This is a genomic window from Pseudomonas sp. NY11955, from assembly GCF_048068035.1.
Lineage (GTDB): Bacteria > Pseudomonadota > Gammaproteobacteria > Pseudomonadales > Pseudomonadaceae > Aquipseudomonas.
Window position 1 is genome coordinate 1 of the sequence record NZ_JBLUPS010000002.1, and the last position, 25,157, is coordinate 25,157.

Genomic DNA, 25,157 nt, shown 5'->3' on the forward strand with positions numbered 1-25,157 from the left:
CATGACCGATTTGAATGGTGGCGCGCTCTTCAACGCTGAGTTCGGAATAAGACATAGGGACAGCACCGTACCGGAAAGGTCAGGTGTTGCACTCAGTTTTCGCCGCCGCCCAACTTCAACCGCTAAAAACGACCTAGCAGGCCAATATGTTGTATTCAGTCTTTGGTAGGCAGAACATAACTTGATAGCCCTGTATTCACGTAATTCCAGATTTTTTTTGATATTAAGCCGCGATCTAAAAAATACTCAGCAGCAAATAGAACTCTTGGAGCTAATTGTTTTGCATCTTGTATATGGCCATTGGCTGCCAAGTTAACACAATATCTGGTCACAACTTTTAATGCGACCTCTTCATCATTTATCTCATCACGAACAGCTTCATCAACTATGCTTTTATAATCGGATAGCGAAATAAAATTTGGATTCAACTCGTTATCAACTTTATAGTCTTGCCATAATATCTGTTTGACTATTTCGTAATGCTTCTGTCTATTTTTATAGTGCCCAAACATATTAGTTACCTACACCGATGAACCCAGCGAAATAACACAAACACTAACCCATGGCATGTCATTTTGCAATCATGCTTTTTGTCGCTTTTTATGTAGAGGTTTTTGCAGAGCTTAGTGGCAATCTAAATAGTAAATGGTCTGATAATCATTCTTAGGCTAATCCTCACCTGAGTATGAGACACATTCGATCCATGGTTGACCCTTTCCCGCACTGCTGCAGAGCCGCAGCACGTCAAACGGTCTGGATAAGAAGGATAGCTTCAATACACCGTTTCAGGTGTGCAGAGCGAAGCCGAAGCGGACGCCACCGGGAGGCGGTTTTTCCCAAGAAAAGGGTATGAGAAGGGTAGATTTTTTGGATAGAAAAAGGGGTAGAAATTTCTTTCTACCCCTTTTCTAAGTCCTTGATTTACAAGGAAAATTATGGTGCCCCGAGGGAGACTCGAACTCCCACTCCTTTCGAAAACGGATTTTGAATCCGCCGCGTCTACCAATTCCGCCATCAGGGCAGTGGCGCGCAGTATAGAGAGCTGCCGCTGGTCGGTCAATCGGCTTTCATGGTCAATTTTCACACATTGGGCTAAACTTCCCGGCCCTGCCGAACCGAACATCATCATGCGCGTCGCCGATTTCTCCTTCGAACTCCCTGATTCCCTGATCGCCCGCCACCCGTTGGCCGAGCGCCATGGCAGCCGTCTGCTGGTGCTCGATGGGCCGACCGGCGCGCTTTCGCACCGGCAATTCCCCGACCTGCTCGACCACCTGCGCCCCGGCGACCTGATGGTGTTCAACAACACCCGGGTGATTCCGGCGCGGTTGTTTGGCCAGAAAGCCTCCGGCGGCAAGCTGGAAGTGCTGGTCGAGCGCGTGCTCGACAGCCACCGGGTGCTGGCCCATGTGCGGGCCAGCAAAGCGCCGAAAGTGGGTGCGGTCATCCTCATCGATGGCGGTGGCGAGGCCGAAATGGTCGCGCGCCACGATACGCTGTTCGAGCTGCGCTTCACCGAAGAAGTGCTGCCGCTGCTCGATCGCGTCGGCCACATGCCGCTACCGCCTTACATCGACCGCCCCGACGAGGGCGCCGACCGTGAACGCTACCAAACCGTGTACGCCCAGCGTGCCGGGGCGGTCGCCGCGCCTACCGCAGGTCTGCACTTCGACGAGGCGCTGCTGGAAAAGATCGCCGCCAAGGGCGTCGAGCGGGCCTTCGTCACCCTGCACGTGGGCGCCGGTACCTTCCAGCCGGTGCGGGTCGACAAGATCGAAGACCACCACATGCATAAAGAGTGGCTCGAAGTGGGCCAGGATGTGGTTGATGCCATCGAGGCCTGCCGCGCCCGTGGTGGCCGAGTGATCGCGGTCGGCACCACCAGTGTGCGTTCGCTGGAAAGCGCCGCGCGCGATGGCGTGCTCAAGGCCTTCAGTGGCGACACCGACATCTTCATCTACCCGGGCCGGCCGTTCCATGTGGTCGACGCCCTGGTCACCAACTTCCACCTGCCGGAGTCCACGCTGCTGATGCTGGTTTCGGCCTTCGCCGGCTACCCCGAGACCATGGCCGCCTACGCGGCAGCGGTCGAGCACGGGTACCGCTTCTTCAGTTACGGTGATGCCATGTTCATCACCCGCAATCCGGCGCCACGCGGCCCCGAGGATCAAGCATGAGTCGCACCTGTCGAATGTCCTTCGAACTGCTGGCCACCGACGGCAAGGCCCGTCGTGGTCGCATCACTTTCCCACGTGGCACCGTGGAAACCCCGGCATTCATGCCGGTGGGTACCTACGGCACGGTCAAGGGCATGCTGCCACGCGATATCGAGGCCATCGGCGCCGAGATGATCCTCGGCAACACGTTCCACCTGTGGCTGCGCCCAGGCACCGAGGTGATCAAGAAGCACAACGGCCTGCACGATTTCATGCAGTGGAAAGGCCCGATTCTGACTGATTCCGGTGGTTTCCAGGTGTTCAGCCTGGGCGCCATGCGCAAGATCAAGGAAGAGGGCGTGACCTTCGCCTCGCCGGTCGACGGCTCGAAGGTGTTCATGGGCCCGGAAGAGTCGATGCAGGTGCAGCGTGACCTGGGCTCGGACGTGGTGATGATCTTCGACGAGTGCACCCCGTACCCGGCCGAGCACGATGTGGCGCGCACCTCCATGGAGCTGTCGCTGCGCTGGGCCCAGCGCTCGAAGAATGCCCACGCCGACAACACCGCTGCGTTGTTCGGTATCGTCCAGGGTGGCATGTACCAGGACCTGCGCATGCGCTCGCTCGAAGGCCTGGAAAACATCGGTTTCGATGGCCTGGCCATCGGCGGCCTGTCGGTGGGCGAGCCCAAGCACGAAATGATCAAGGTGCTGGATTATCTGCCTGACCAGATGCCTGCTGACAAACCTCGTTACCTTATGGGGGTAGGCAAACCGGAAGATCTCGTTGAGGGTGTGCGCCGCGGCGTCGACATGTTCGACTGCGTGATGCCGACGCGTAACGCGCGCAACGGTCATCTGTTCGTCGATACAGGGGTGATCAAGATCCGCAATGCGTTCCATCGCCACGATGAATCGCCGCTGGATCCGACCTGTGACTGCTACACCTGCACCAACTTCTCGCGCGCCTATCTCCATCACCTGGACAAGTGCGGCGAAATGCTGAGCAGCATGCTGAATACCATCCACAACTTGCGCCATTACCAGCGCTTGATGGCCGGTTTACGCGAGGCTATTCAACAGGGTAAATTGGCCGCCTTTGTCGACGCCTTCTACGCCAAGCGCGGGCTTCCTGTACCGCCCTTGGGCTGACTATTCGCACACATTATTAGAAAATTACATTAGGAGTGCCCAATGAGCTTCTTCATCAACGCCGCATACGCGGACGCTGCAGCACCTGCCGCTGGCCCAGCTGGTACCGGCTTCGAGTGGATCTTCCTGGTCGGTTTCCTGGTCATCTTCTACCTGATGATCTGGCGCCCGCAGGCCAAGCGTGCCAAAGAGCAGAAGAACCTGCTGAGCAACTTGCAAAAGGGTGACGAAGTTGTCACCAACGGCGGCATCGCCGGCAAGATCGTCAAGGTTTCCGATGACTTCGTGGTGCTGGAAGTGTCGGACACCGTGGAGCTGAAGTTCCAGAAGGGCGCAATCGCTGCGACCCTGCCAAAAGGTACGCTCAAGGCTATCTGAGTTACCGGTTTTATTTTCCAGTCGGGGCGCGCAACGCGCCCCGCGTCTTGAACGGGCGGCGTGATGCTGAACAAATACCCTCTGTGGAAATATGCACTGATCGTGCTGGTACTGGTGGTCGGTTTCATTTATTCCGCTCCCAACCTCTACCCGGATGACCCGGCGGTGCAGATCAGCGGTGCCAGTTCGGCGCTGCAGGTGAACCAGGCCGACCTCGATCGCGTCAGCAAGGCGCTGGTCGATGCCAAGATCGCCGTCAAGGGCGCAAGCCTGGGTGAGAAGGGCAGCGGGCTGATCCGCCTGACCAACCAGGAAGACCAGCTGCCAGCCAAGGATGTCGTGCGCAAGGCGCTGGGCGATGATTACGTCGTGGCCCTGAACCTGGCCCAGACTACCCCGCAATGGCTGCGCAACCTGGGTGCAAGCCCGATGAAGCTGGGCCTGGACCTGTCCGGTGGTGTGCACTTCCTGCTGGAAGTGGACATGGACAAGGCCATGACTGCCCGCATGAAAGTCTACGAAGGCGAGGTCAAGACCTTGCTGCGCAAAGAGCGCGTCCGCTACCGCAGCCTGCCTCAGCAGGATGGCGGCATCATGCTGGGCTTCGCTGACGATGCAACCCGCGAACAGGCGCGTGCCCTGATCCGCAAGAATTTCAATGATTTCGACCTGACCACCACCGAGCGCAACGAGCTGGCGGTGCTGCGACTGGCGCTGACCCAGGCGAAAGTCGCCGAGATCCGCGAGTACTCGATCAAGCAGAACCTCACCACCGTGCGCAACCGCGTGAACGAGCTGGGCGTGGCTGAGCCGCTGGTACAGCGTCAGGGCGCCAACCGTATCGTGGTCGAGCTGCCAGGCGTGCAGGACACTGCCGAAGCCAAGCGTATCCTGGGTAAAACCGCCAACCTGGAGTTCCGCTTCGGTGCCGAGCCGGGCGCGTCCAAGGCCACTACCGAGGTGTTCGAGTTCCGTGAGGGCGGCCGTTCCGCCCCGGTCGAGCGCGGCCTGATCATTACCGGCGACCAGGTTACCGATGCCCAGGCCAGCTTTGACGAGCATGGCCGCCCACAGGTGAACATCCGCCTGGATGGCCACGGTGGCGAGCTGATGAGCCGTGCTACCCGTAGCAACGTCGGCCGCAGCATGGCGGTGATCTTCATCGAGCAGAAACCGGTCACCCGCTACGTCAAGCAGACCGTCGACGGCGTCGAGAAAGACGTTGCCGTACAAAGCTTCGTGGAAGAGAAGAAGATCATCAGCCTGGCGACCATTCAGTCGCCGCTGGGCAGCCAGTTCCGCATCACCGGCCTGAACGGCCAGGGCGAATCGTCCGAACTGGCCCTGCTGCTGCGTGCCGGTGGTCTGGCCGCGCCAATGTACTTCGCTGAAGAACGTACCATTGGCCCAAGCCTGGGTGCCGACAACATCACCAAGGGTATCGATGCGTCGCTGTGGGGCATGCTGTTCGTCTCGCTGTTCATCATCGCCATCTACCGTGGCTTCGGCGTGATCGCCACCATCGCCCTGGCGGGCAACATGGTGTTGCTGCTGGCGCTGATGTCGCTGCTGGGCGCTACCCTGACCCTGCCGGGTATTGCCGGTATCGTGTTGACCATGGGTATGGCGGTGGACGCCAACGTGCTGATCTTCTCGCGTATTCGCGAAGAGCTGAAAGCCGGCATGTCGGTACAGCGCGCCATCCACGAAGGTTTCAACCGCGCCTACACCGCGATCATCGACGCCAACCTGACCAGCCTGCTGGTGGGCGGCATCCTGTTCGCCATGGGTACCGGCCCGGTCAAGGGCTTTGCGGTCACCATGTCCCTCGGGATTTTCACCTCGATGTTCACCGCCGTCATGGTGACCCGTGCAATGGTCAACCTGACCTGCGGCGGGCGTGACATCAAGAAGCTGTGGGTTTGAGGGAGCTGCGATGAAAACCATCAACTTCATGGGCGTGCGCAATGTCGCATTCGCCATTACCGTGCTCCTCACCGTGCTGGCGCTGTTCAGCTGGTGGCAGAAGGGCCTGAACTTTGGCCTGGATTTCACCGGTGGTACGCTGATCGAGCTGACCTACGAGCGCCCGGCCGACCTGAAGGCCGTGCGTGCCGAGCTGGTCGACTCCGGCTTCCACGAGGCCGTGGTGCAGAGCTTCGGCGCTACCACCGACCTGTTGGTACGTATGCCGGGCGATGACCCGCAACTGGGTAACAAGGTGGCTGCCGCGCTGCAGAAGGCTGGCGGCGACAACCCGGCCACGCTCAAGCGCGTCGAGTTCGTCGGCCCGCAGGTGGGTGAAGAGCTGCGCGACCAGGGCGGCATGGGCATGCTCCTGGCCTTGGGCGGCATCCTTATCTACCTGGCCTTCCGCTTCCAGTGGAAGTTCGCCGTGGGCGCGATCGTTTCGCTGATCCACGACGTGGTGGTGACCCTGGGTATTCTGTCGTTCTTCCAGATCACCTTCGACCTGACGGTGCTGGCAGCGGTGCTGGCGATCATCGGCTACTCGCTGAACGACACCATCGTCGTGTTCGACCGGGTGCGTGAGAACTTCCGCGTCATGCGCAAGGCCTCGCTGATCGAGAACATCAACGTTTCCACCACCCAGACCCTGCTGCGTACCATTGCCACCTCGGTTTCGACCTTGCTGGCCATTGCCGCGCTGCTGTTCTTCGGTGGTGACAACCTGTTCGGCTTCTCGCTGGCCCTGTTCATCGGCGTCATGGCCGGTACCTACTCGTCGATCTACATCGCCAACGTGGTACTGATCTGGCTGAACCTGAACAGTGAAGACCTGATCCCGCCGGCCAAGGCAGAGGGTGTGGACGAACGTCCGTAAGCTTCTGTTTCAAGCCGTTTGGCGGCCCGAAAGGCGCGAGTATTGAACTCGCGCCTTTTTTTTTGCTCCAAGGCTGGGAGAAGCGGGTGGGACCCGCACGTATGATCAGGAGGTTCATGTGAACAAATCAATGCTGGTGGGTGCGGTACTGGGTGCTGTCGGTGTGACTGCCGGAGGTGCTGTCGCGACCTACAGCTTGGTCAACAAGGGGCCTGAGTATGCGCAGGTCACCGACGTGCAACCGATCAAACAGCAGGTAAAAACCCCGCGCGAGGTCTGCAAGGACGTCGCCGTGACGCGCCAGGCACCGGTCAAGGACCAGCACCAGATCGCAGGTACCGTGGTGGGTGCCATTGCCGGCGGCCTGCTGGGTAACCAGATCGGTGGCGGTACTGGCAAGAAGATCGCCACCGTGGCGGGTGCGGTTGGCGGTGGTTATGCCGGTAACAAGGTGCAGGAGGGCATGCAGGAGCGTGACACTTACACCACCACACAAACCCGTTGCAACACGGTCAACGACATCAGCGAGAAGGTGGTGGGCTACAACGTCACCTACTCCATTGGCGACCAGGTAGGCAAGGTGAAGATGGACCGTGAGCCGGGCTCGACCATTCCGCTGGACAAGAATGGCAAGTTGATCCTGAGTGAAGCTGGCCAGTGATGGATGTTGCCTGAGCCAAGCCATCAAGGCGTGCGCGGAATAGGTGTAGGAGCAGCCTTGCGCTGCGAAGAGGCCATTGCAGCGAAGACGATCTTTAGCCTTGCCGGCCTCTTCGCAGCACAAGGCTGCTCCTACACCATTCCGCTGGACAAGAATGGCAAGTTGATCCTGAGTGAAGCTGGCCAGTGATCGATGTTGCCTGAGCCAAGCCATCAAGGCGTGCTCGGAATCGGTGTAGGAGCAGCCTTGCGCTGCGAATGGGCCATTGCAGCGAAGAGGATCTTTAGCCTTGCCGGCCTCTTCGCAGCACAAGGCTGCTCCTACGCAGGTGCGGCGCCGATCAGAAGGCTTTACAAAACTGTCAGGCACAAAAAAAGCACCCCGAAGGGTGCTTTTTGCATTCCAGCAATCAGCGTTTAGCGCTTCATGCTTTCTGGCAGGTGCGGCTGGATAGCGGTCAGCACGGCCTTGAAGCACTTGATGTTGCCGGCGACGATGTGGCCCTTGTCGAGGAAGTCGTGGCCACCGTTGAAGTCGCTCACCAGGCCGCCCGCTTCCTGAATCAGCAGCACGCCAGCTGCCATGTCCCATTCGGACAGGCCCGACTCCCAGAAGGCGTCGAAGCGGCCAGCGGCCACATAGGCCAGGTCCAGGCTGGCGGAGCCTGCGCGGCGGATGCCGGCGGTTTGGCCAGTCAGGGCGCGGAACATGCCCAGGTAGTTGTCCATGTCGGCCATCTGGCCGTCACGGAACGGGAAACCGGTGCCCAGCAGGGCGCCTTCCAGGCTGGTGCGCGAGCTGACGCGCAGGCGGCGGCCATTGAGCTGGGCGCCACGGCCACGGCTGGCGGTGAATTCTTCCTGGCGAACCGGGTCGACGATGACGGCGTGCTCAAGGCGGCCACGGTATTTGCAGGCGATGCTGACGGCGAAGTGCGGGATGCCACGCAGGAAGTTGGTGGTGCCGTCCAGCGGGTCGATGATCCACAGGTAATCCTTGCCTTCTTCGCCGCTACCCGCGTGCAGGCCGGTTTCCTCGCCCTGGATGGAGTGGTTCGGGTAGGCCTTGCGCAGGGCGTTGACGATGCTCTGCTCGGCGGCGCGATCAACCTCGGAAACGTAGTCCTTAGCCTCTTTCTCGTCCACCTTGATGCTATCCAGGCGTTCGATGGAGCGGAAAATCAGTTCACTGGCGCTGCGAGCGGCGCGCAGGGCGATATTCAGCATAGGCTGCATGGGCGGGTCACCTGGAGATGTTAAAGAAGAAAGCCGATCATTCTAGCAGAAAACTTTGGCGGCAGAAGTGTCACATTTGCTTTCATGGCGTTACGTCTGTCGGTTCTGTAAGATCGAAGGCCCTGATTCCTGCATCTGTGAGCACAACACCTTGCTGCAAAATATTCGTGTTGTTCTGGTCAATACCAGCCACCCCGGCAACATCGGCGGCGCTGCGCGTGCCATGAAAAACATGGGCTTGTCGCGTCTGGTGCTGGTGCAGCCGAAAGAATTCCCCGCCGTGGATGCCAGTGCCCGTGCTTCGGGCGCCGACGATGTGCTGGATAACGCCCAGGTGGTCGACAGCCTTGAGCAGGCCCTGGTCGGCTGCAACCTGGTGATGGGCACCAGCGCCCGCGAGCGCAGCATTCCCTGGCCGTTGATCGGCCCGCGCGAGTGCGGCGCCAAGGCGGTGGAGCATGCCAATGGTGGCGAGGAAATCGCCCTGGTATTCGGGCGTGAACACGCCGGCCTGACCAACGAAGAACTGCAGCGATGTCACTTCCACGTGCACATTCCCTCCAACCCCGACTTCAGTTCGCTGAACCTGGCCGCTGCCGTGCAGGTGCTCTCTTACGAGGTGCGCATGGCCTGGCTGGCTGCCGGCGAGGCACCGGAAAAAGTCGAGAAGGTTGACGCCACCGAGCTGGCGACCATGGACGAAATGGAGCTGTTCTACGACCACCTGGAGAAAACCCTGGTGGGCATCGGCTTCCTCGACCCGGAAAAGCCCAAGCACCTGATGCCGCGCTTGCGCCGGCTATATGGGCGGGTGGCGGTCGAGCGTTCGGAAATGAGCATTTTGCGCGGCATCCTCACCGAGACCCAGAAAGTGGTCCGGGGCGAGCCGCATAAACGGAAGGACTGACAGATGTTCGAACGCCTGCGTGAAGATATTCAAAGCGTATTCCACCGTGACCCGGCAGCGCGCAATGCCTTCGAGGTGCTCACGTGCTACCCCGGCATGCATGCCATTTGGCTGCACCGCCTGGGCAATGCCCTGTGGAAGCGTGATTTCAAGTGGCTGGCCCGGTTGGTGTCGAACTTTGGCCGCTGGCTGACTGGCATCGAGATCCATCCCGGCGCCACGATTGGCCGGCGCTTCTTCATTGACCACGGTATGGGCATCGTCATTGGCGAAACCGCCGAGATCGGCGATGACGTCACCCTCTATCAAGGTGTGACCCTGGGCGGCACCAGCTGGAACAAGGGCAAGCGCCACCCGACCCTGGAAAACGGTGTGGTGGTAGGGGCGGGGGCCAAGGTGCTCGGCCCGTTCACTGTCGGTGCCGGGGCCAAGATCGGCTCCAACGCGGTGGTGACCAAGGCGGTGCCCGCCGGCGCCACGGCGGTGGGCATCCCAGGGCGGATCATCGTCAAGAGCGAGGACACCGAAGTCGAGGCCAAGCGCAAGGCCATGGCCGAGAAGATCGGCTTCGATGCCTACGGTGTCAGCGGCGACATGCCCGACCCGGTGGCGCGGGCCATCGGCCAGATGCTCGACCACCTGCAGGCCGTCGACGAGCGGTTGGAGGGTATGTGTGGCGCACTGACCAAGATGGGCAGTGACTACTGCGCCAAGGAGCTGCCGGCCTTGCCGGAAGACGACTTCACCGAAGTTGCCCAGGTGGCCCAGCGCGACACTCAGTCGCATTGATTGCGCCGTGCTGAAATCATAGTGACATACGGGGCGTGTGCTCACGCCCCTCGTCTGCTACAATCGCGGCCGCCTCCCCGATGCAAACCCGACTAAAGCACTAGGTCTAATAGTTGACTTAAATGCTCGGGAATCGCATACTCGCACACATCCCGAAACTCCCGTGGTACCCAATAGCCATGCGACTGACTACCAAAGGCCGATACGCCGTGACTGCCATGCTTGACCTGGCGTTGCACGCGCAGCATGGGCCGGTGTCTTTGGCCGATATTTCCGAGCGCCAGGGCATTTCCCTCTCTTATCTGGAACAGCTGTTCGCCAAGCTGCGCCGCAGCAGCCTGGTCTCCAGTGTGCGCGGTCCAGGCGGTGGCTACCAGCTGTCGCGGGGCATGGAAACCATCCAGGTGGCCCAGGTCATCGATGCGGTCAACGAATCGGTCGATGCCACCCGCTGCCAGGGTCTCGGGGACTGCCATGCCGGTGATACCTGCCTGACCCACCACCTGTGGTGCGACCTCAGCCAGCAGATCCATGAATTCCTCAGCGGCATCAGCCTGGCCGACCTCGTCATGCGCCGTGAGGTGCAGGAAGTCGCCCAGCGCCAGGACCTGCGTCGTGTCGCAGGCCGAACCGCCCAGCTGGACAAGATTGAGACGTCCGCCGTCGATTGATCCCCTTGGGACGACGAGCGACGCCACCGCCTGATAGGAGAGACAAATGAAGTTGCCGATCTACCTCGATTACTCCGCGACCACCCCGGTCGACCCACGCGTGGCCCAAAAGATGGCCGACTGCCTGCTGGTCGACGGGAACTTCGGTAACCCGGCTTCGCGCTCCCACGTCTTCGGCTGGAAAGCCGAAGAAGCGGTCGAGAACGGTCGTCGCCAGGTTGCCGAGCTGATCAATGCCGATCCGCGCGAAATCGTCTGGACCAGCGGTGCCACCGAGTCCGACAACCTCGCACTCAAAGGTGTCGCGCACTTCTATCAGACCAAAGGCAAGCACATCATCACCTCCAAGATCGAACACAAGGCGGTCCTGGATACCGCTCGCCAGCTGGAGCGTGAAGGTTTCGAGGTTACCTATCTGGAGCCAGGCGAAGACGGCATCGTCACCCCGGCCATGGTAGAAGCGGTGCTGCGCGACGACACCATCCTGGTTTCGCTGATGCACGTGAACAACGAAGTGGGCTCGATCAACGACATCGCCGCCATCGGTGAGCTGACCCGCTCGCGCGGCGTCCTGTTCCACGTCGATGCCGCCCAGTCGGCCGGCAAGGTCGAAATCGACCTGCAAAAGCTCAAAGTCGACCTGATGTCGTTCTCGGCGCACAAGGTCTACGGCCCGAAAGGCATCGGCGCGCTGTACGTCAGCCGCAAGCCGCGTGTCCGCCTGGAAGCCATCATTCACGGTGGTGGCCATGAGCGCGGCATGCGTTCGGGCACCCTGCCGACCCACCAGATCGTCGGCATGGGCGAAGCGTTCGCCATCGCCAAACAGGAAATGGTTGCGGAAAACGCACGCATCAAGGCCTTGAGCGACCGCTTCTTCAAGCAGGTTTCTGACCTTGAAGAGCTGTACGTCAATGGCAGTCAGACTGCCCGCGTACCGCACAACCTGAACCTGAGCTTCAACTACGTCGAAGGCGAGTCGCTGCTGATGTCGCTGAAAGACATCGCCGTATCGTCCGGCTCGGCCTGCACCTCCGCGTCGCTGGAGCCTTCGTACGTACTGCGCGCTCTGGGCCGTAACGACGAGCTGGCGCACAGCTCGATCCGCTTCTCCTTCGGCCGCTTCACCACCGAAGAAGAAGTCGACTACGCCGCGCAGAAAGTCTGCGAGGCCGTGAACAAACTGCGTGAGCTGTCGCCGCTGTGGGACATGTACAAAGACGGCGTTGACATCTCCAAGATCGAGTGGGCCGCCCACTAAGCAGTCGCCGGCAAGAGCGGCTCCCTGATGAGGAAGGAATTGCACCATGGCATACAGTGAAAAGGTCATCGACCACTACGAAAACCCACGCAACGTCGGCAAGATGAATGCCGAGGACCCGGATGTCGGTACCGGCATGGTCGGCGCCCCAGCGTGCGGTGACGTAATGCGTCTGCAAATCAAGGTCAACGAGCAAGGCGTCATCGAAGACGCCAAGTTCAAGACCTACGGCTGCGGTTCGGCCATCGCTTCCAGCTCCCTCGCCACCGAGTGGATGAAGGGCAAGACCCTGGACGAAGCCGAAACCATCAAGAACACCCAGCTGGCCGAAGAACTGGCGTTGCCGCCGGTCAAGATCCACTGCTCGGTACTCGCCGAAGATGCCATCAAGGCAGCCGTGCGCGATTACAAGCAGAAGAAAGGCTTGATCTAAGTCGCCTGCGAGGTAAGGAGTTCTGATGGCTATCAGCATGACAGAAGCCGCCGCCAACCACATTCGCCGCTCCCTCGACGGGCGCGGCAAAGGTGAGGGCATTCGCCTGGGCGTGCGCACCACCGGTTGCTCGGGCCTGGCCTACGTGCTGGAGTTCGTCGACGAACTGGCGGACGAAGACCAGGTGTTCGAGAACCACGGCGTCAAGGTGATCATCGATCCCAAGAGCCTGGTCTACCTCGACGGCACCGAGCTGGATTTCGTCAAGGAAGGGTTGAACGAAGGTTTCAAGTTCAACAACCCCAACGTGCGCGGTGAGTGTGGCTGCGGCGAAAGCTTCAACGTTTGAGGCTGGCTGTGGGTACTCCTTGTCATTACGCATTGTTTGACCTCCAGCCAAGCTTCCGTCTGGATCTCGACAAGCTGGCCACTCGCTATCGCGAGTTGGCCCGCGAAGTCCATCCTGATCGCTTTGCCGACGCCTCCGAGCGTGAGCAGCGTATAGCGCTGGAAAAATCCGCAGCCCTCAACGACGCCTACCAGACGCTGCGCAGTGCGCCGCGTCGTGCGCGCTACCTGCTGGCCATCAGTGGCCATGAAGTGCCCCAGGAAGTCACGGTCCACGACCCCGACTTCCTGTTGCAGCAGATGCAGTGGCGCGAAGAGCTCGAAGAACTGCAGGACGAAGCCGACCTTGACGGTGTCGGTGTGTTCAAGAAGCGCCTGAAGGCCGCCCAGGACACACTGAACGAGGACTTTGCCGCCTGCTGGGATGCCCCAGGCGAGCGCGACAAGGCCGAGCGCCTGATGCGCCGCATGCAGTTCCTCGACAAGCTCGCCCAAGAAGTGCGCCAACTGGAAGAGCGCCTCGACGATTAACCCGGTGCTGCCCGTGATGGCACCTAAGGTATTCAGATAAGCATGGCCCTACTGCAGATTGCCGAACCCGGTCAAAGCCCACAGCCGCACCAGCGCCGCCTGGCGGTGGGGATCGACCTGGGTACCACCAACTCTCTGGTCGCCGCGGTACGCAGCGGCCGCAGCGAGCCCCTGCCTGACGCGCAGGGTAACGTCATTCTGCCGTCCGCGGTGCGCTACCTCGAAGGGCGCAGCGAAGTGGGGCAGGCCGCGCGTGATGCCGCTTCCAGCGACCCGTTGAACACCGTGCTGTCGGTCAAGCGCCTGATGGGGCGCGGGCTGGCCGACGTCAAGCAACTGGGCGAGCAGCTGCCGTATCGCTTTGTTGGCGGCGAGTCGCACATGCCGTTCATCGACACCGTGCAGGGGCCGAAGAGCCCGGTGGAAGTGTCTGCCGATATCCTCAAGGTGCTGCGCGAGCGTGCCGAAGCGACCTTGGGTGGCGAACTGGTAGGTGCGGTGATCACCGTGCCGGCCTATTTCGACGACGCCCAGCGTCAGGCTACCAAGGACGCTGCGCGCCTGGCTGGCCTGAACGTGCTGCGCCTGCTCAACGAGCCGACCGCGGCTGCCGTAGCCTATGGCCTGGACCAGAACGCCGAGGGCGTGGTGGCCATCTATGACCTGGGCGGCGGTACCTTCGATATTTCCATCCTGCGCCTGACCGCCGGCGTATTCGAAGTGCTGGCCACCGGTGGTGATACCGCCTTGGGCGGTGACGACTTCGACCACGCCATTGCCGGTTGGATCATCGAGCAGGCTGGCTTGTCGTCCGACCTCGATCCGGCCACCCAGCGTGCACTGCTGCAAACCGCCTGTGCCGCCAAGGAAGCGCTGACCGACGCCGACGTTGTCAGCGTCAGCCACGGCGCCTGGCAGGGCGAGCTCAGCCGCGCCGGCTTCGAAGCCATGATCGAGCCGCTGGTCGCCCGCAGCCTCAAGGCTTGCCGCCGCGCCGTGCGCGACAGCGGCGTCGAGCTGGAAGAAGTCAGTGCCGTGGTCATGGTAGGCGGTTCGACTCGTGTACCGCGTGTGCGTGAAGCGGTGGGCGCGCTGTTCGGGCGCACCCCGCTGACCTCGATCGACCCTGACCAGGTGGTGGCCATCGGTGCCGCCATCCAGGCCGACACCTTGGCCGGCAACCGCCGCGAAGGCGGCGAGCTGCTGCTGCTTGATGTCATCCCGCTGTCGCTTGGCCTTGAGACCATGGGCGGGCTGATGGAGAAGGTGATCCCGCGCAACACCACCATTCCAGTGGCCCGCGCTCAGGAGTTCACCACGTATAAAGATGGCCAGTCGGCCATGATGATCCACGTGCTGCAGGGCGAGCGCGAACTGATCAGCGACTGCCGCTCGCTGGCCCGTTTCGAGCTGCGGGGCATTCCGGCGATGGTCGCCGGTGCGGCGAAAATCCGCGTCACCTTCCAGGTGGATGCCGATGGCCTGCTCAGTGTCGCCGCCCGCGAACTGGGTTCGGGCGTGGAAGCCAGCATCCAGGTCAAGCCGTCCTACGGCCTGACCGACGGCGAAATCGCCCGCATGCTCAAGGACTCCTTCGAACACGCAGGTTCCGACAAGCATGCCCGCCAGTTGCGCGAGCACCAGGTGGACGGCGAACGCCTGCTCGAAGCGGTACAGGGCGCCCTGGACGCCGATGGCGAACGCCTGCTCAGCAGCGACGAGCGCGACGCCATCGAATTCCAGATGCAAGAACTACGTGATTTGCTGGCCGGCACCGATGGCGCTGCCATCGAGCAACAGACCAAGCGTCTGTCGCAGGTGACCGATGCATTTGCCGCCCGTCGCCTTGATTCGACGGTCAAAGCCGCACTGGCCGGGCGCAACCTGAATGAGATCGAGGAGTAATCGATGCCGCTGGTGACATTCCTGCCGCATGAGAAGTTCTGCCCGGAAGGGCTGACCGTGGAGGTGCCGACCGGGACCAACATCCTGGAGCTGGCCCACGATCATCACATCGAGATGGAAAGCGCCTGCGGCGGCGTCAAGGCTTGCACCACTTGCCATTGCATCGTGCGCAAGGGCTTCGACTCGCTCGAGGAAGCCGACGAGCTGGAAGAGGACATGCTGGACAAGGCCTGGGGCCTGGAGGCGCAGTCGCGCCTTGGCTGCCAGGTGGTCGTCGCTGACCAAGACCTGACCATCGAGATCCCCAAGTATTCGCTCAACCACGCTGCCGAAGCACCACACTGAGGGCCTGTACATGAGTCTGAAATGGGTTGATGTACTTGAGATCGCAATCCAGCTTGCAGAAAGCAAGCCTGAGGTCGATCCTCGTTATGTGAATTTCGTCGACCTGCACCGCTGGGTGCTGGCATTGCCAGAGTTCAGCGACGATCCGTCACGCGGCGGTGAGAAAGTGCTCGAGGCCATCCAGGCTGCCTGGATCGACGAAGCCGACTAAGCGTCACTTGCAGGTTAGGCAATCCCCCAGAACCCGCGTATAATTCGCGGGTTTAATTTTTCGTGTCACTCATATTCTGGAGTTTTCCATGGCTGTTCAACGTACTTTCTCGATCATCAAGCCTGACGCCGTTGCCAAGAACGTCATCGGCAAGATCACCACTCGCTTCGAAGAAGCCGGCCTGAAAATCGTTGCCTCGAAAATCAAGCAACTGTCCAAAGCCGAAGCCGAAGGCTTCTACGCTGAGCACAGCGAGCGCGGCTTCTTCGGTGACCTGGTTGCCTTCATGACTTCCGGCCCAGTGGTTGTTCAGGTTCTGGAAGGCGAAAACGCCATCGCTCTGAACCGTGAGCTGATGGGCGCTACCAACCCTAAAGAAGCTGCTGCCGGCACCATCCGCGCTGACTTCGCCGAGTCGATCGACGCCAACGCCGTTCACGGTTCGGACTCCGAAGCTGCCGCTGCTCGCGAAATCGCTTACTTCTTCGCTGCTACCGAGGTAACCACTCGCTAAGCGAAAGCTTACGGGTGAGGGTGAATCCATGACGACATCTACTGGCAAAATCAACCTGTTGGGTCTGACCCAGCCGGAAATGGAACAATTCTTCGACTCTATCGGGGAGAAGCGCTTCCGTGCCGGCCAGGTGATGAAATGGATTCACCATTTTGGCGTGTCCGACTTTGCGGCCATGACCAACGTAGGCAAGGTCTTGCGCGAAAAGCTCGAGGCCGTTGCCGAGATTCGCCCACCGGAAGTGGTCAGTGAAGACATTTCCGCCGACGGTACCCGCAAGTGGGTGATCCGCGTTGCCTCTGGCAGCTGCGTCGAGACCGTCTATATCCCTACCGACGATCGCGGCACCCTGTGCGTATCGTCGCAAGCCGGCTGTGCCCTGGACTGCAGTTTCTGCTCCACCGGCAAGCAAGGCTTCAATAGCAACCTCACCGCCGCCGAAGTGATCGGCCAGGTGTGGCTTGCCAACAAATCCTTCGGGACCGTCCCTGCCAAAGTCGACCGCGCCATTACCAACGTGGTCATGATGGGCATGGGCGAGCCCTTGCTGAACTTCGACAACGTCATCGCCGCCATGAAAATCATGATGGATGACCTTGGCTATGGCATTTCCAAGCGTCGCGTCACCCTGTCCACCTCGGGCGTGGTGCCGATGATCGACGAACTGGCCAAGCACATCGACGTGTCGCTGGCCCTGTCGCTGCACGCACCGAACGACGAGCTGCGTAACCAGCTGGTTCCGATCAACAAGAAGTACCCGCTGAAGGTGTTGCTGGAATCCTGCATGGGCTACATGTCCACCTTGGGCGGCAAGCGCGTGCTCACCGTCGAGTACACCCTGCTCAAGGACGTCAACGACCAGCCTGAGCATGCCGCGCAGATGATCGAACTGCTGCGCGACGTTCCCTGCAAGATCAACCTGATCCCGTTCAACCCGTTCCCGCATTCGGGCTACGAGCGGCCGAGCAACAACGCCATTCGTCGCTTCCAGGACCTGTTGCACCACGGTGGTTTCAACGTCACCACCCGCACCACCCGTGGCGACGATATCGACGCTGCCTGTGGGCAACTGGTCGGCCAGGTCAACGACCGCACCCGCCGCAGTGAGCGCTACATCGCTGTTCGCCAGCTATCCGCAGACGTCGAGCTGCAGGACAGCGCCGCCAGCCACTGACCAGGACCATGCCCATGAGCCTGCGCGCCGCGCTGTCGATCCTTGCGCTTTCGCTGCTGGCCGGCTGCGTGTCGGGCGGCGCGGGCGATCCCCTGGCCAGTCGCCAGGGCAGGGCGGAGGCGGGGCGGGCCTATGTGCAGCTTGGCCTGGGTTATTTGCAACAGGGTTTGACCGAACAGGCCAAGGCGCCGCTGGGCAAAGCCCTGGCGCTGGATGGCCAGGATGCCGACGCCCACGCCGCGCTGGCACTGGTGTTTCAAGCCGAAGGCGAGCCGTCGCTGGCTGAAGCGCACTTTCGCAAGGCCCTGCAGATAAGCGACGGCAACACGCGAATTCGCAACAATTACGGCAGTTTCCTTTATGCTCAGGGGCGATTTGCCGAGGCCAAGCAGATGTTTCGCCTGGCCAGTGCCGATACCCTGTATCCTGAGCGCTCACGCGTGTACGAGAACCTGGGCCTGACCGCCCTGAAGCTTGAACGCCGCGACCAGGCGCACGCGTATTTGTTGAAAGCATTGCAACTCAACCAGCGGCAACCGAAAGCGTTGTTGGAAATGGCTGAGTTGTCCTACGAAAACAGGCATTATGTGCCGGCCCGGGACTACTACGATCGTTTCAGCCAGTTGAGCGACCACGACGCCCGTAGCCTGCTGCTGGGCAGCCGCCTTGCCAGGGTGTTCGACGAGCAAGGCGCTCTGGCCGAAATGGGCCAGCAATTACAACGACTTTATCCCGGTACGCCGGAATATCAGCAATACCTGTCGGAGCAACGATGAACGCCGCGCATCCCGAAGTAGCCGTAGCGCCTGGCCAGAACCCCGGTGAGCTTTTGCGCCTGGCCCGTGAGAAACGGGACTGGTCCCAAGCCGAGGTGGCCCGCAAGCTCAACCTCACTGTCAGTTCGTTGAACCACGTGGAAACCGGCGCCTTCGACAAGCTGCCCGGGCATACTTTCGCGCGTGGCTATATTCGCGCCTATGCCAAGCTGATGGACCTCGACCAGGCCGCCCTGGTAGACGCCTTCGACCGTTACACCGGTACCCACGCCAAAGGCAGCGAAGTGCATTCGCTGGGCCGTATCGAAGAGCCGGTGCGCCTGTCGCACAACATCCTGCGCGGCGTCAGCCTGCTGTTGCTGGTGGCCGTGGTCGGTGGTGGCTTCGTCTGGTGGCAGGATCAGGGCAGCCTGCGTGGCAAGGACCTGGCAAAGATTGCCCTGGAGCACGTCGAGGTCGAAAGCGCCGACGGCACCACGCAAATTCACCCGCTCGATGAGCCTGAAGACCAGGCCGTTTCCGTAGGCCAGCAAGCCGAGAGCGCACCGTTGGCCCTGGAACAGGGCGCTGTCGAGCAGCCTGCCGCCACGGCTGAACAGGCGCCGGCAAGCTCGGCGCCAGCCGTTGCCGAAGCACCTGCTGCGGTACCGGCTCAGCAGCCACCTGTGCAACCCGCACCTGCTGTTGCGCCTGCCTCGGTAGCACCGGCTAGCCCAGCAGCACCGGCCGCCGTTGCGCCCGCCGCACCTGCGCCGACCGTGGCCGCCGCCGAGCCTGCGGCAGTACCGGCCGGCAGTGCCAAGGTCGCCATCCAGTTCACCGCCGACTGCTGGACCCAGGTCAGCGACGGCAACGGCAAGGTGCTGTTCAGCGCCATCAAGCGCAAGGGGGACAACCTCGAGCTGACCGGCAAGCCGCCGTTCGCGGTGCGCCTGGGCTTTGCCCGTGGCGCCCAGGTCAGCTACAACGGCCAGCCCGTCGATGTTGCCCCGTTCACCAGTGGCGAGACCGCTCGCCTGAAGTTGGGACAGTAAGTCATGCACGGCGAATCTCCGATCAAACGTCGCGAATCCCGCAAAATCTGGGTCGGCAATGTGCCGGTGGGTGGCGATGCGCCCATCGCGGTGCAGAGCATGACCAACACCGATACCAACGATGTGGCCGCCACCGTGGCGCAAATCCAGCGCCTGGTCGATGCCGGCGTGGACATCGTGCGGGTATCGGTGCCGGACATGGACGCCGCCGAGGCATTCGGCAAGATCAAGCAGTTGGTCAGCGTGCCGCTAGTTGCCGACATCCATTTCGACTACAAGATCGCCCTGCGGGTCGCCGAGCTGGGCGTCGATTGCCTGCGCATCAACCCGGGCAACATCGGCCGTGAAGACCGTGTGCGCGCCGTGGTCGATGCCGCCCGCGACCGCGGTATCCCGATCCGTATCGGGGTCAACGCCGGCTCCCTGGAAAAAGACCTGCAGAAGAAGTACGGCGAACCAACCCCGGCCGCGCTGGTCGAGTCGGCGCTGCGCCACGTCGAGCACCTCGACCGCCTGGATTTCCAGGACTTCAAGGTCAGCGTCAAGGCCTCCGACGTGTTCATGGCCGTCGAAGCCTACCGCCTGCTGGCCAAGCAGATCGTGCAGCCGCTGCACTTGGGCATCACCGAAGCCGGTGGCCTGCGTTCAGGGACGGTGAAATCCGCCGTCGGCCTCGGTATGCTGCTGGCCGAAGGCATTGGCGATACCATTCGTATCTCGTTGGCGGCCGACCCGGTCGAAGAAGTGAAAGTCGGCTACGACATCCTCAAGTCGCTGCACCTGCGTTCGCGTGGCATCAACTTCATCGCCTGCCCGAGCTGCTCGCGGCAGAACTTCGATGTGGTCAAGACCATGAACGAGCTGGAAGGGCGCCTTGAAGACCTGCTGGTGCCGCTGGACGTGGCGGTGATCGGTTGCGTGGTCAACGGCCCGGGCGAAGCCAAGGAAGCCCATGTAGGCCTGACCGGTGGTACGCCGAACCTGATCTACATTGACGGCAAGCCTGCGCAGAAGCTGACCAATGACAACCTGGTCGATGAGCTGGAAAAACTCATCCGCCAGAAAGCGGCCGAAAAGGCCGAAGCCGACGCGGCGCTGATCGTCCGTGGCTGACACACAGAATTCGTAAGGACTTTTCGTGAGCAAATCGCTGCAAGCCATCCGTGGCATGAACGACATCCTGCCAGAACAGTCGCCGCTGTGGCGCTACTTCGAAGGCACCGTGGCCGGCCTGCTGGATACCTACGGGTACAGCCAGATCCGCACGCCGATCGTCGAGTTCACCGAGCTGTTCAAGCGCTCGATCGGTGAAGTGACCGACATCGTCGAAAAAGAGATGTACACCTTCGAGGACCGCAACGGCGATTCGCTGACCCTGCGCCCTGAAGGCACCGCGGCCTGCGTGCGCGCCGTGCTCGAGCATGGCATCACCGGCAACGGCCAGGTGCAGAAACTGTGGTACATCGGCCAGATGTTCCGCCACGAGCGCCCACAGAAAGGCCGCTATCGCCAGTTCCACCAGATTGGCGTGGAAGTGTTCAACCTGGACGGCCCGGACATCGACGCCGAGCTGATCATGCTGACCTGGCGCCTGTGGGGCCTGCTGGGCATCCAGGACGCGGTCAAGCTCGAGCTCAACAGCCTGGGTACCAGTGAGGCCCGTGCACGCTACCGCGACGCGCTGGTCGAGTTCCTCTCGGCGCGCCTGGAGCAGTTGGACGAAGACAGCCAGCGTCGCCTGAAGAGCAACCCGTTGCGCATTCTCGACAGCAAGGACCAGAACACCCAGGCGGTGCTGGTGGGCGCGCCGAAGCTGGAAGACTACCTGGACGAAGCGTCGCGCGTGCACTTCGAGGGCCTCAAGGCCCGTCTGGACGCCGCCGGCATTCCGTTCGTGATCAACACCAAGCTGGTGCGTGGCCTGGACTATTACAGCAAGACCGTGTTCGAGTGGGTGACCGACAAGCTCGGTGCCCAGGGCACCGTGTGTGCCGGTGGCCGCTACGATGGCCTGGTCGAGCAGATGGGCGGCAAACCGACCACGGGCGTTGGCTTCGCCATGGGCATCGAGCGCTTGATCCTGCTGCTGGAAACCCTGGGCAAGGTACCGGAGTCCATCAGCCGTCAGATCGACGTTTACCTGTGCGCCTTTGGCGAGCAGGCGGAGCTGGCTGGCCTGCGCCTTTCCGAAAGCCTGCGCGACCGCCTGCCGGGCCTGCGCCTGGCAGTCAACGCCGGTGGTGGCAGTTTCAAGAGCCAGTTCAAGAAAGCCGACAAGAGCGGTGCGCTGTTCGCCCTGATCCTCGGCGACGACGAACTGGCCAAGCAAGAAATCGGCTTGAAGCCCCTGCGTGGCCAGGGCGAACAACAGAACATTGCCTGGGATGCTCTTGCAGAGCACCTGGAAACCGCGATCGCGCAGGCGTAACGCGGTTCAACAAGCGAATAGGCGAAAAGGAGTATTGGGGTGTCGAGTACCGATGATGATGACCTGGCAGGGGTCAAGGACTGGTGGAACCGCAACGGCAAGCCGCTGCTGACCGGCGCATTGCTGGCGGGCGTGGTGGTGCTGGGCTGGAACACCTGGCACAAGTACCAGAACAACCAGTCGCAAGGTGCCTCGCAGCTGTATCAGGCTTTGCTTGAAACCAGCCTGACGCCGACTGGCCAGCCAGACGCCACCAAGGTCGCGGAACTGGCCGGCAAGCTCAAGAGCGAGTTCGGCGGCACCGCCTATGCCCAATACGGCAGCCTGTTCGTGGCCAAGGTAGCGGTCGAGACCGGCAAGCTCGACGATGCTGCCGCCGAGCTGAAAAGCGTGCTGGACAAGCCGGCCGACGTGACCCTGGGCGAAATTTCGCGCCAGCGTCTGGCGCGTGTGCTGGCCGCCCAGAACAAGGCCGAGGAAGCCCTCAAGCTGCTCGACGGCGACGCCGACAAAGCCTTCCTGGCCAGCCGTGAAGAGTTGAAGGGTGACCTGCTGGTACAGCTGGGTCGCGCCAACGACGCGCACAGTGCTTACGAAAAAGCCAAGGCTGCGCTGTCCGATGACGCGGCGGTCGGTGGCCTGCAATTGAAGCTGGATGACCTGGCTAAAGGGGACGCGTAAGTGATCGGTTGGAAACATGCAGCAGTGCTGACCCTGGCCGTACTGGCCGCAGGTTGCAGCAGCAACAGCAAGAAGGAACTGCCCCCGGCCGAGCTGACCAAGTTCACCGAAGAAGTGGTGCTGAAGAAGCAGTGGAGCCGTTCGATCGGTGACGGCCAGGGTGAAACCTACAACACCTTGGTACCGGCCATCGAAAACGACCGTATCTACGCTTCCGACGTCAATGGCGAAGTCTTCGCCCTCGATCGCATCACCGGCGACGTGGTGTGGAAGAAGGACCTGGAGCTGCAGGTTTCCGGCGCTGTCGGCGTAGGCTACGGCCTGGTCATGCTCGGAACCCTCAAGGGTGAAGTCATTGCCCTGGACTCCAGCACCGGCGAGGAGCGTTGGCGCTCCCGCGTGACCAGCGAAGTGCTGGCCCCGCCTGCCAACAACGGTGATGTGGTGGTGGTGCAGACCCAGGATGACCGCCTGATCGGCCTGGATGCCGCCACTGGCGACCGCCGCTGGATCTACGAAAACACCCCGGCCGTACTGACCCTGCGTGGCACCGGTGCGCCGATCGCCACCAACCGTCTGGCCATTGCCGGCCTGTCCACTGGCAAGGTGGTCGCGGTGGATATCAACAACGGCGTGCCGGTGTGGGAAAGCCGCGTGGCCATCCCGCAGGGCCGTTCCGAGCTGGACCGTGTGGTGGACATCGACGGCGGCCTGCTGCTGTCCGGTGAAACCCTGTACGTCAGCACCTACCAGGGCCGTGTAGCGGGCCTGGACCTGGAAAGCGGCCGTGTGCTGTGGCAGCGCGATGCTTCCAGCTACGTGGGCGTCGCCCAAGGTTTCGGCAATGTCTACGTCAGCGAAGCGTCGGGTACCGTGGAAAGCGTCGACGAGCGCACTTCCAGCGCCCTGTGGACCAACGACACCATGGCCCGCCGTCAGTTGTCGGCGCCGGAAGTGTTTTCCAGCTACGTAGCGGTAGGTGACTTCGAAGGTTACCTGCACCTGCTGAGCCAGGTCGATGGCCGCTTCGTCGGCCGTGAGCGCATCGACAGCGATGGCCTGCGCGCCCGCCCACTTGTGGTCGGCGACACCATCTATGTCTTCGGCAACAGCGGCAAGCTCGAGGCACTGACCGTCCGCTGAAGCTATGCTTGAAGCCTTGGCGGGCTTCAAGCCGCGGCGTAGGACACGCCGCCCGTACTCCGGCCGCTGCCTTGCAGCGGCCTTTGCATTTTCAAGAATTCGAGAGTGGAGAGCCGATGGTTCCCGTAATAGCCCTGGTGGGCCGCCCGAACGTCGGCAAATCCACCATGTTCAACCGCCTGACCAAAACCCGCGATGCCATCGTCGGTGACCTGTCGGGCCTGACCCGTGACCGCCAGTACGGTGACGCCACCTGGCAGGGTCGTTCCTTCATTTTGATCGACACCGGCGGTATCACCGGTGACGAAGTGGGCATGGACGAGAAAATGGCCGAGCAGTCGCTCATGGCCATCGAAGAAGCCGACTATGTGCTGTTCCTGGTCGATGCCCGCGCCGGCATGACCGCCGCTGACCAGATGATTGCCGAGCACCTGCGCAAGCGCAACAAAGAGGCGATTCTGGTCGCCAACAAGATCGACAACATTGACGCCGACGTCGCCCGCGCCGAGTTCTCGCCACTGGGCATGGGCAACGCCATTCCGGTGGCCGGTTCCCAGGGCCGCGGCATCAACGCGCTGATGGAAGCCGTGCTCGGCCACGTGCCGCGTGACCAGGTCGAAGAAGCACTGGACGCTGAAGTCGCCGAAGGCGAAGAGGCCGTGCGCATCCCTGGCCCAAGCGAAAAAGATGGCATCAAGATCGCCATCATCGGCCGCCCGAACGTGGGCAAGTCGACCCTGGTCAACCGCATGCTCGGCGAAGAGCGCGTGGTGGTGTACGACCAGCCGGGCACCACCCGCGACAGTATCTATATCCCGTTCGAGCGCGATGACGAGAAGTACACCTTCATCGACACCGCCGGCGTGCGCAAGCGCGGCAAGATCCACGAGGAAGTCGAGAAGTTCTCGGTGGTGAAGACGCTGCAGGCGATCAAGGACGCCAACGTGGTGATCTTCGTCATGGACGCCCGCGAAGGTGTGGTCGACCATGACCTGAACCTGTTGGGCTTCGCCCTGGAAGCCGGCCGCGCCATCGTCATCGCCCTGAACAAGTGGGATGGCATGCAGCCGGGCGAGCGCGACTACGTGAAGACCGAGCTGGAGCGCCGGCTGTTCTTCGTCGACTTCGCCGACATCCACTTCATCTCCGCCTTGCACGGCACGGGCGTGGGCAACCTGTACAAGTCGGTGCAGGCTGCGTTCAAGTCGGCGGTCACCCGCTGGCCGACCAGCCGCCTGACGCAGATCCTCGAAGATGCCGTCAGCGAGCACCAGCCGCCGCTGGTCAACGGTCGCCGCATCAAGCTGCGCTATGCTCACCTGGGTGGTGCCAACCCGCCACTGATCGTGATCCACGGCAACCAGACCGAGAAGATTCCGAAGTCGTACTCGCGTTACCTGGAAAACACCTACCGCCGTGTGCTGAAGCTGGTCGGTACGCCGATTCGCATCGAGTACAAAGGTGGCGAGAACCCGTACGAGGGCAAGAAAAACACCCTCACCGATCGCCAGGTCAACAAGAAACGCCGCCTGATGTCGCACCACAAGAAGGCCGAGAAGAAGCGTCGCGACAAGCGCTGA

28 protein-coding genes and 1 tRNA gene are annotated in these 25,157 nt (G+C 61.6%); 26 read left to right on the forward strand and 3 right to left on the reverse strand.

Features of this window, described 5'->3' with window-relative positions; translation table 11 throughout:
- Positions 1 to 155: 155 nt before the first annotated feature.
- Entirely contained in the window at positions 156 to 512 is a 357-nt protein-coding gene (locus ACNFBR_RS03040) for a hypothetical protein (protein WP_143129379.1), read from the reverse strand.
- Positions 513 to 936: 424 nt separating this feature from the next.
- Positions 937 to 1,021, reverse strand: a tRNA-Leu gene (locus ACNFBR_RS03045).
- 106 nt (positions 1,022 to 1,127) lie between these two features.
- On the opposite strand from ACNFBR_RS03045, the gene queA reads away from it, so the two are divergent.
- The 7 genes from queA to ACNFBR_RS03080 all read left to right on the forward strand — a co-directional run bounded on the left by queA (position 1,128) and on the right by ACNFBR_RS03080 (position 7,380).
- Entirely contained in the window at positions 1,128 to 2,177 is a 1,050-nt protein-coding gene (gene queA / locus ACNFBR_RS03050; RefSeq protein WP_416733619.1) for a tRNA preQ1(34) S-adenosylmethionine ribosyltransferase-isomerase QueA, read from the forward strand.
- A 14-nt stretch (positions 2,178 to 2,191) separates the two neighbouring features.
- Complete coding sequence (tgt, locus tag ACNFBR_RS03055; protein ID WP_077068621.1) at positions 2,192 to 3,307, forward strand: tRNA guanosine(34) transglycosylase Tgt; 1,116 nt, start codon at positions 2,192 to 2,194, stop codon at positions 3,305 to 3,307.
- Positions 3,308 to 3,349: 42 nt separating this feature from the next.
- Positions 3,350 to 3,685: a preprotein translocase subunit YajC gene (gene yajC, locus ACNFBR_RS03060; protein WP_416733620.1), complete on the forward strand. Its 336-nt coding sequence runs from the start codon at positions 3,350 to 3,352 to the stop codon at positions 3,683 to 3,685.
- Between the two features lie 63 nt (positions 3,686 to 3,748).
- Positions 3,749 to 5,611: a protein translocase subunit SecD gene (gene secD, locus ACNFBR_RS03065; protein ID WP_060501849.1), complete on the forward strand. Its 1,863-nt coding sequence runs from the start codon at positions 3,749 to 3,751 to the stop codon at positions 5,609 to 5,611.
- 10 nt (positions 5,612 to 5,621) lie between these two features.
- Complete coding sequence (gene secF, locus ACNFBR_RS03070; protein WP_016713214.1) at positions 5,622 to 6,530, forward strand: protein translocase subunit SecF; 909 nt, start codon at positions 5,622 to 5,624, stop codon at positions 6,528 to 6,530.
- A 118-nt stretch (positions 6,531 to 6,648) separates the two neighbouring features.
- Positions 6,649 to 7,191 carry a glycine zipper 2TM domain-containing protein gene (locus ACNFBR_RS03075; protein ID WP_041166378.1) on the forward strand — a complete coding sequence of 181 codons (543 nt, stop codon included), beginning with the start codon at positions 6,649 to 6,651 and terminating at the stop codon, positions 7,189 to 7,191.
- Positions 7,192 to 7,248: 57 nt separating this feature from the next.
- The gene (locus tag ACNFBR_RS03080) at positions 7,249 to 7,380 is read left to right on the forward strand and encodes a hypothetical protein (RefSeq protein WP_416733621.1); all 132 of its coding nucleotides are present in this window, start codon (positions 7,249 to 7,251) and stop codon (positions 7,378 to 7,380) included.
- Between the two features lie 227 nt (positions 7,381 to 7,607).
- Here ACNFBR_RS03080 and suhB read toward each other — a convergent pair whose 3' ends face one another.
- Positions 7,608 to 8,426 (reverse strand): inositol-phosphate phosphatase, encoded by an 819-nt coding sequence (gene suhB, locus ACNFBR_RS03085; RefSeq protein WP_003248548.1) that lies wholly within the window; start codon positions 8,424 to 8,426, stop codon positions 7,608 to 7,610.
- Between the two features lie 151 nt (positions 8,427 to 8,577).
- On the opposite strand from suhB, the gene trmJ reads away from it, so the two are divergent.
- The 19 genes from trmJ (at position 8,578) to der (ending at position 25,157) form a co-directional block, all read left to right on the forward strand.
- Positions 8,578 to 9,333: a tRNA (cytosine(32)/uridine(32)-2'-O)-methyltransferase TrmJ gene (gene trmJ / locus ACNFBR_RS03090; protein WP_416733622.1), complete on the forward strand. Its 756-nt coding sequence runs from the start codon at positions 8,578 to 8,580 to the stop codon at positions 9,331 to 9,333.
- 3 nt (positions 9,334 to 9,336) lie between these two features.
- Positions 9,337 to 10,122: a serine O-acetyltransferase gene (gene cysE, locus ACNFBR_RS03095; protein ID WP_016501401.1), complete on the forward strand. Its 786-nt coding sequence runs from the start codon at positions 9,337 to 9,339 to the stop codon at positions 10,120 to 10,122.
- Between the two features lie 179 nt (positions 10,123 to 10,301).
- Positions 10,302 to 10,793: a Fe-S cluster assembly transcriptional regulator IscR gene (iscR, locus tag ACNFBR_RS03100; RefSeq protein WP_008092572.1), complete on the forward strand. Its 492-nt coding sequence runs from the start codon at positions 10,302 to 10,304 to the stop codon at positions 10,791 to 10,793.
- Between the two features lie 46 nt (positions 10,794 to 10,839).
- Entirely contained in the window at positions 10,840 to 12,054 is a 1,215-nt protein-coding gene (locus tag ACNFBR_RS03105) for an IscS subfamily cysteine desulfurase (protein WP_012270592.1), read from the forward strand.
- Positions 12,055 to 12,100: 46 nt separating this feature from the next.
- The gene (gene iscU, locus ACNFBR_RS03110) at positions 12,101 to 12,487 is read left to right on the forward strand and encodes a Fe-S cluster assembly scaffold IscU (RefSeq protein WP_003248539.1); all 387 of its coding nucleotides are present in this window, start codon (positions 12,101 to 12,103) and stop codon (positions 12,485 to 12,487) included.
- 25 nt (positions 12,488 to 12,512) lie between these two features.
- Positions 12,513 to 12,836, forward strand: coding sequence for an iron-sulfur cluster assembly protein IscA (gene iscA / locus ACNFBR_RS03115; RefSeq protein ID WP_003248536.1), 324 nt, complete (start codon positions 12,513 to 12,515; stop codon positions 12,834 to 12,836).
- Positions 12,837 to 12,844: 8 nt separating this feature from the next.
- Positions 12,845 to 13,366 carry a co-chaperone HscB gene (gene hscB / locus ACNFBR_RS03120; RefSeq protein WP_070096330.1) on the forward strand — a complete coding sequence of 174 codons (522 nt, stop codon included), beginning with the start codon at positions 12,845 to 12,847 and terminating at the stop codon, positions 13,364 to 13,366.
- Positions 13,367 to 13,408: 42 nt separating this feature from the next.
- Positions 13,409 to 15,271: a Fe-S protein assembly chaperone HscA gene (gene hscA / locus ACNFBR_RS03125; RefSeq protein WP_416733623.1), complete on the forward strand. Its 1,863-nt coding sequence runs from the start codon at positions 13,409 to 13,411 to the stop codon at positions 15,269 to 15,271.
- Positions 15,272 to 15,274: 3 nt separating this feature from the next.
- Positions 15,275 to 15,616, forward strand: coding sequence for an ISC system 2Fe-2S type ferredoxin (gene fdx, locus ACNFBR_RS03130; protein ID WP_198750245.1), 342 nt, complete (start codon positions 15,275 to 15,277; stop codon positions 15,614 to 15,616).
- A gap of 10 nt (positions 15,617 to 15,626) precedes the next feature.
- Entirely contained in the window at positions 15,627 to 15,827 is a 201-nt protein-coding gene (iscX, locus tag ACNFBR_RS03135) for a Fe-S cluster assembly protein IscX (RefSeq protein ID WP_003248529.1), read from the forward strand.
- Between the two features lie 88 nt (positions 15,828 to 15,915).
- Positions 15,916 to 16,341, forward strand: coding sequence for a nucleoside-diphosphate kinase (gene ndk, locus ACNFBR_RS03140; protein WP_012316140.1), 426 nt, complete (start codon positions 15,916 to 15,918; stop codon positions 16,339 to 16,341).
- A 28-nt stretch (positions 16,342 to 16,369) separates the two neighbouring features.
- Positions 16,370 to 17,515, forward strand: coding sequence for a 23S rRNA (adenine(2503)-C(2))-methyltransferase RlmN (gene rlmN, locus ACNFBR_RS03145; protein WP_416733624.1), 1,146 nt, complete (start codon positions 16,370 to 16,372; stop codon positions 17,513 to 17,515).
- A 14-nt stretch (positions 17,516 to 17,529) separates the two neighbouring features.
- Positions 17,530 to 18,291, forward strand: a complete 762-nt coding sequence (pilW, locus tag ACNFBR_RS03150) for a type IV pilus biogenesis/stability protein PilW (protein WP_416733625.1) — start codon at positions 17,530 to 17,532, stop codon at positions 18,289 to 18,291.
- Entirely contained in the window at positions 18,288 to 19,325 is a 1,038-nt protein-coding gene (locus ACNFBR_RS03155) for a RodZ domain-containing protein (protein WP_416733626.1), read from the forward strand. The genes pilW and ACNFBR_RS03155 overlap by 4 nt, the downstream gene beginning before the upstream one ends.
- Positions 19,326 to 19,328: 3 nt before the next feature.
- The gene (gene ispG / locus ACNFBR_RS03160) at positions 19,329 to 20,438 is read left to right on the forward strand and encodes a flavodoxin-dependent (E)-4-hydroxy-3-methylbut-2-enyl-diphosphate synthase (protein WP_021781776.1); all 1,110 of its coding nucleotides are present in this window, start codon (positions 19,329 to 19,331) and stop codon (positions 20,436 to 20,438) included.
- 25 nt (positions 20,439 to 20,463) lie between these two features.
- Positions 20,464 to 21,753 carry a histidine--tRNA ligase gene (gene hisS, locus ACNFBR_RS03165; RefSeq protein ID WP_416733627.1) on the forward strand — a complete coding sequence of 430 codons (1,290 nt, stop codon included), beginning with the start codon at positions 20,464 to 20,466 and terminating at the stop codon, positions 21,751 to 21,753.
- 39 nt (positions 21,754 to 21,792) lie between these two features.
- The gene (locus ACNFBR_RS03170) at positions 21,793 to 22,434 is read left to right on the forward strand and encodes a tetratricopeptide repeat protein (protein ID WP_416733628.1); all 642 of its coding nucleotides are present in this window, start codon (positions 21,793 to 21,795) and stop codon (positions 22,432 to 22,434) included.
- Positions 22,435 to 23,577: an outer membrane protein assembly factor BamB gene (bamB, locus tag ACNFBR_RS03175; protein ID WP_416733629.1), complete on the forward strand. Its 1,143-nt coding sequence runs from the start codon at positions 22,435 to 22,437 to the stop codon at positions 23,575 to 23,577.
- 116 nt (positions 23,578 to 23,693) lie between these two features.
- Positions 23,694 to 25,157: a ribosome biogenesis GTPase Der gene (gene der, locus ACNFBR_RS03180; protein WP_416733630.1), complete on the forward strand. Its 1,464-nt coding sequence runs from the start codon at positions 23,694 to 23,696 to the stop codon at positions 25,155 to 25,157.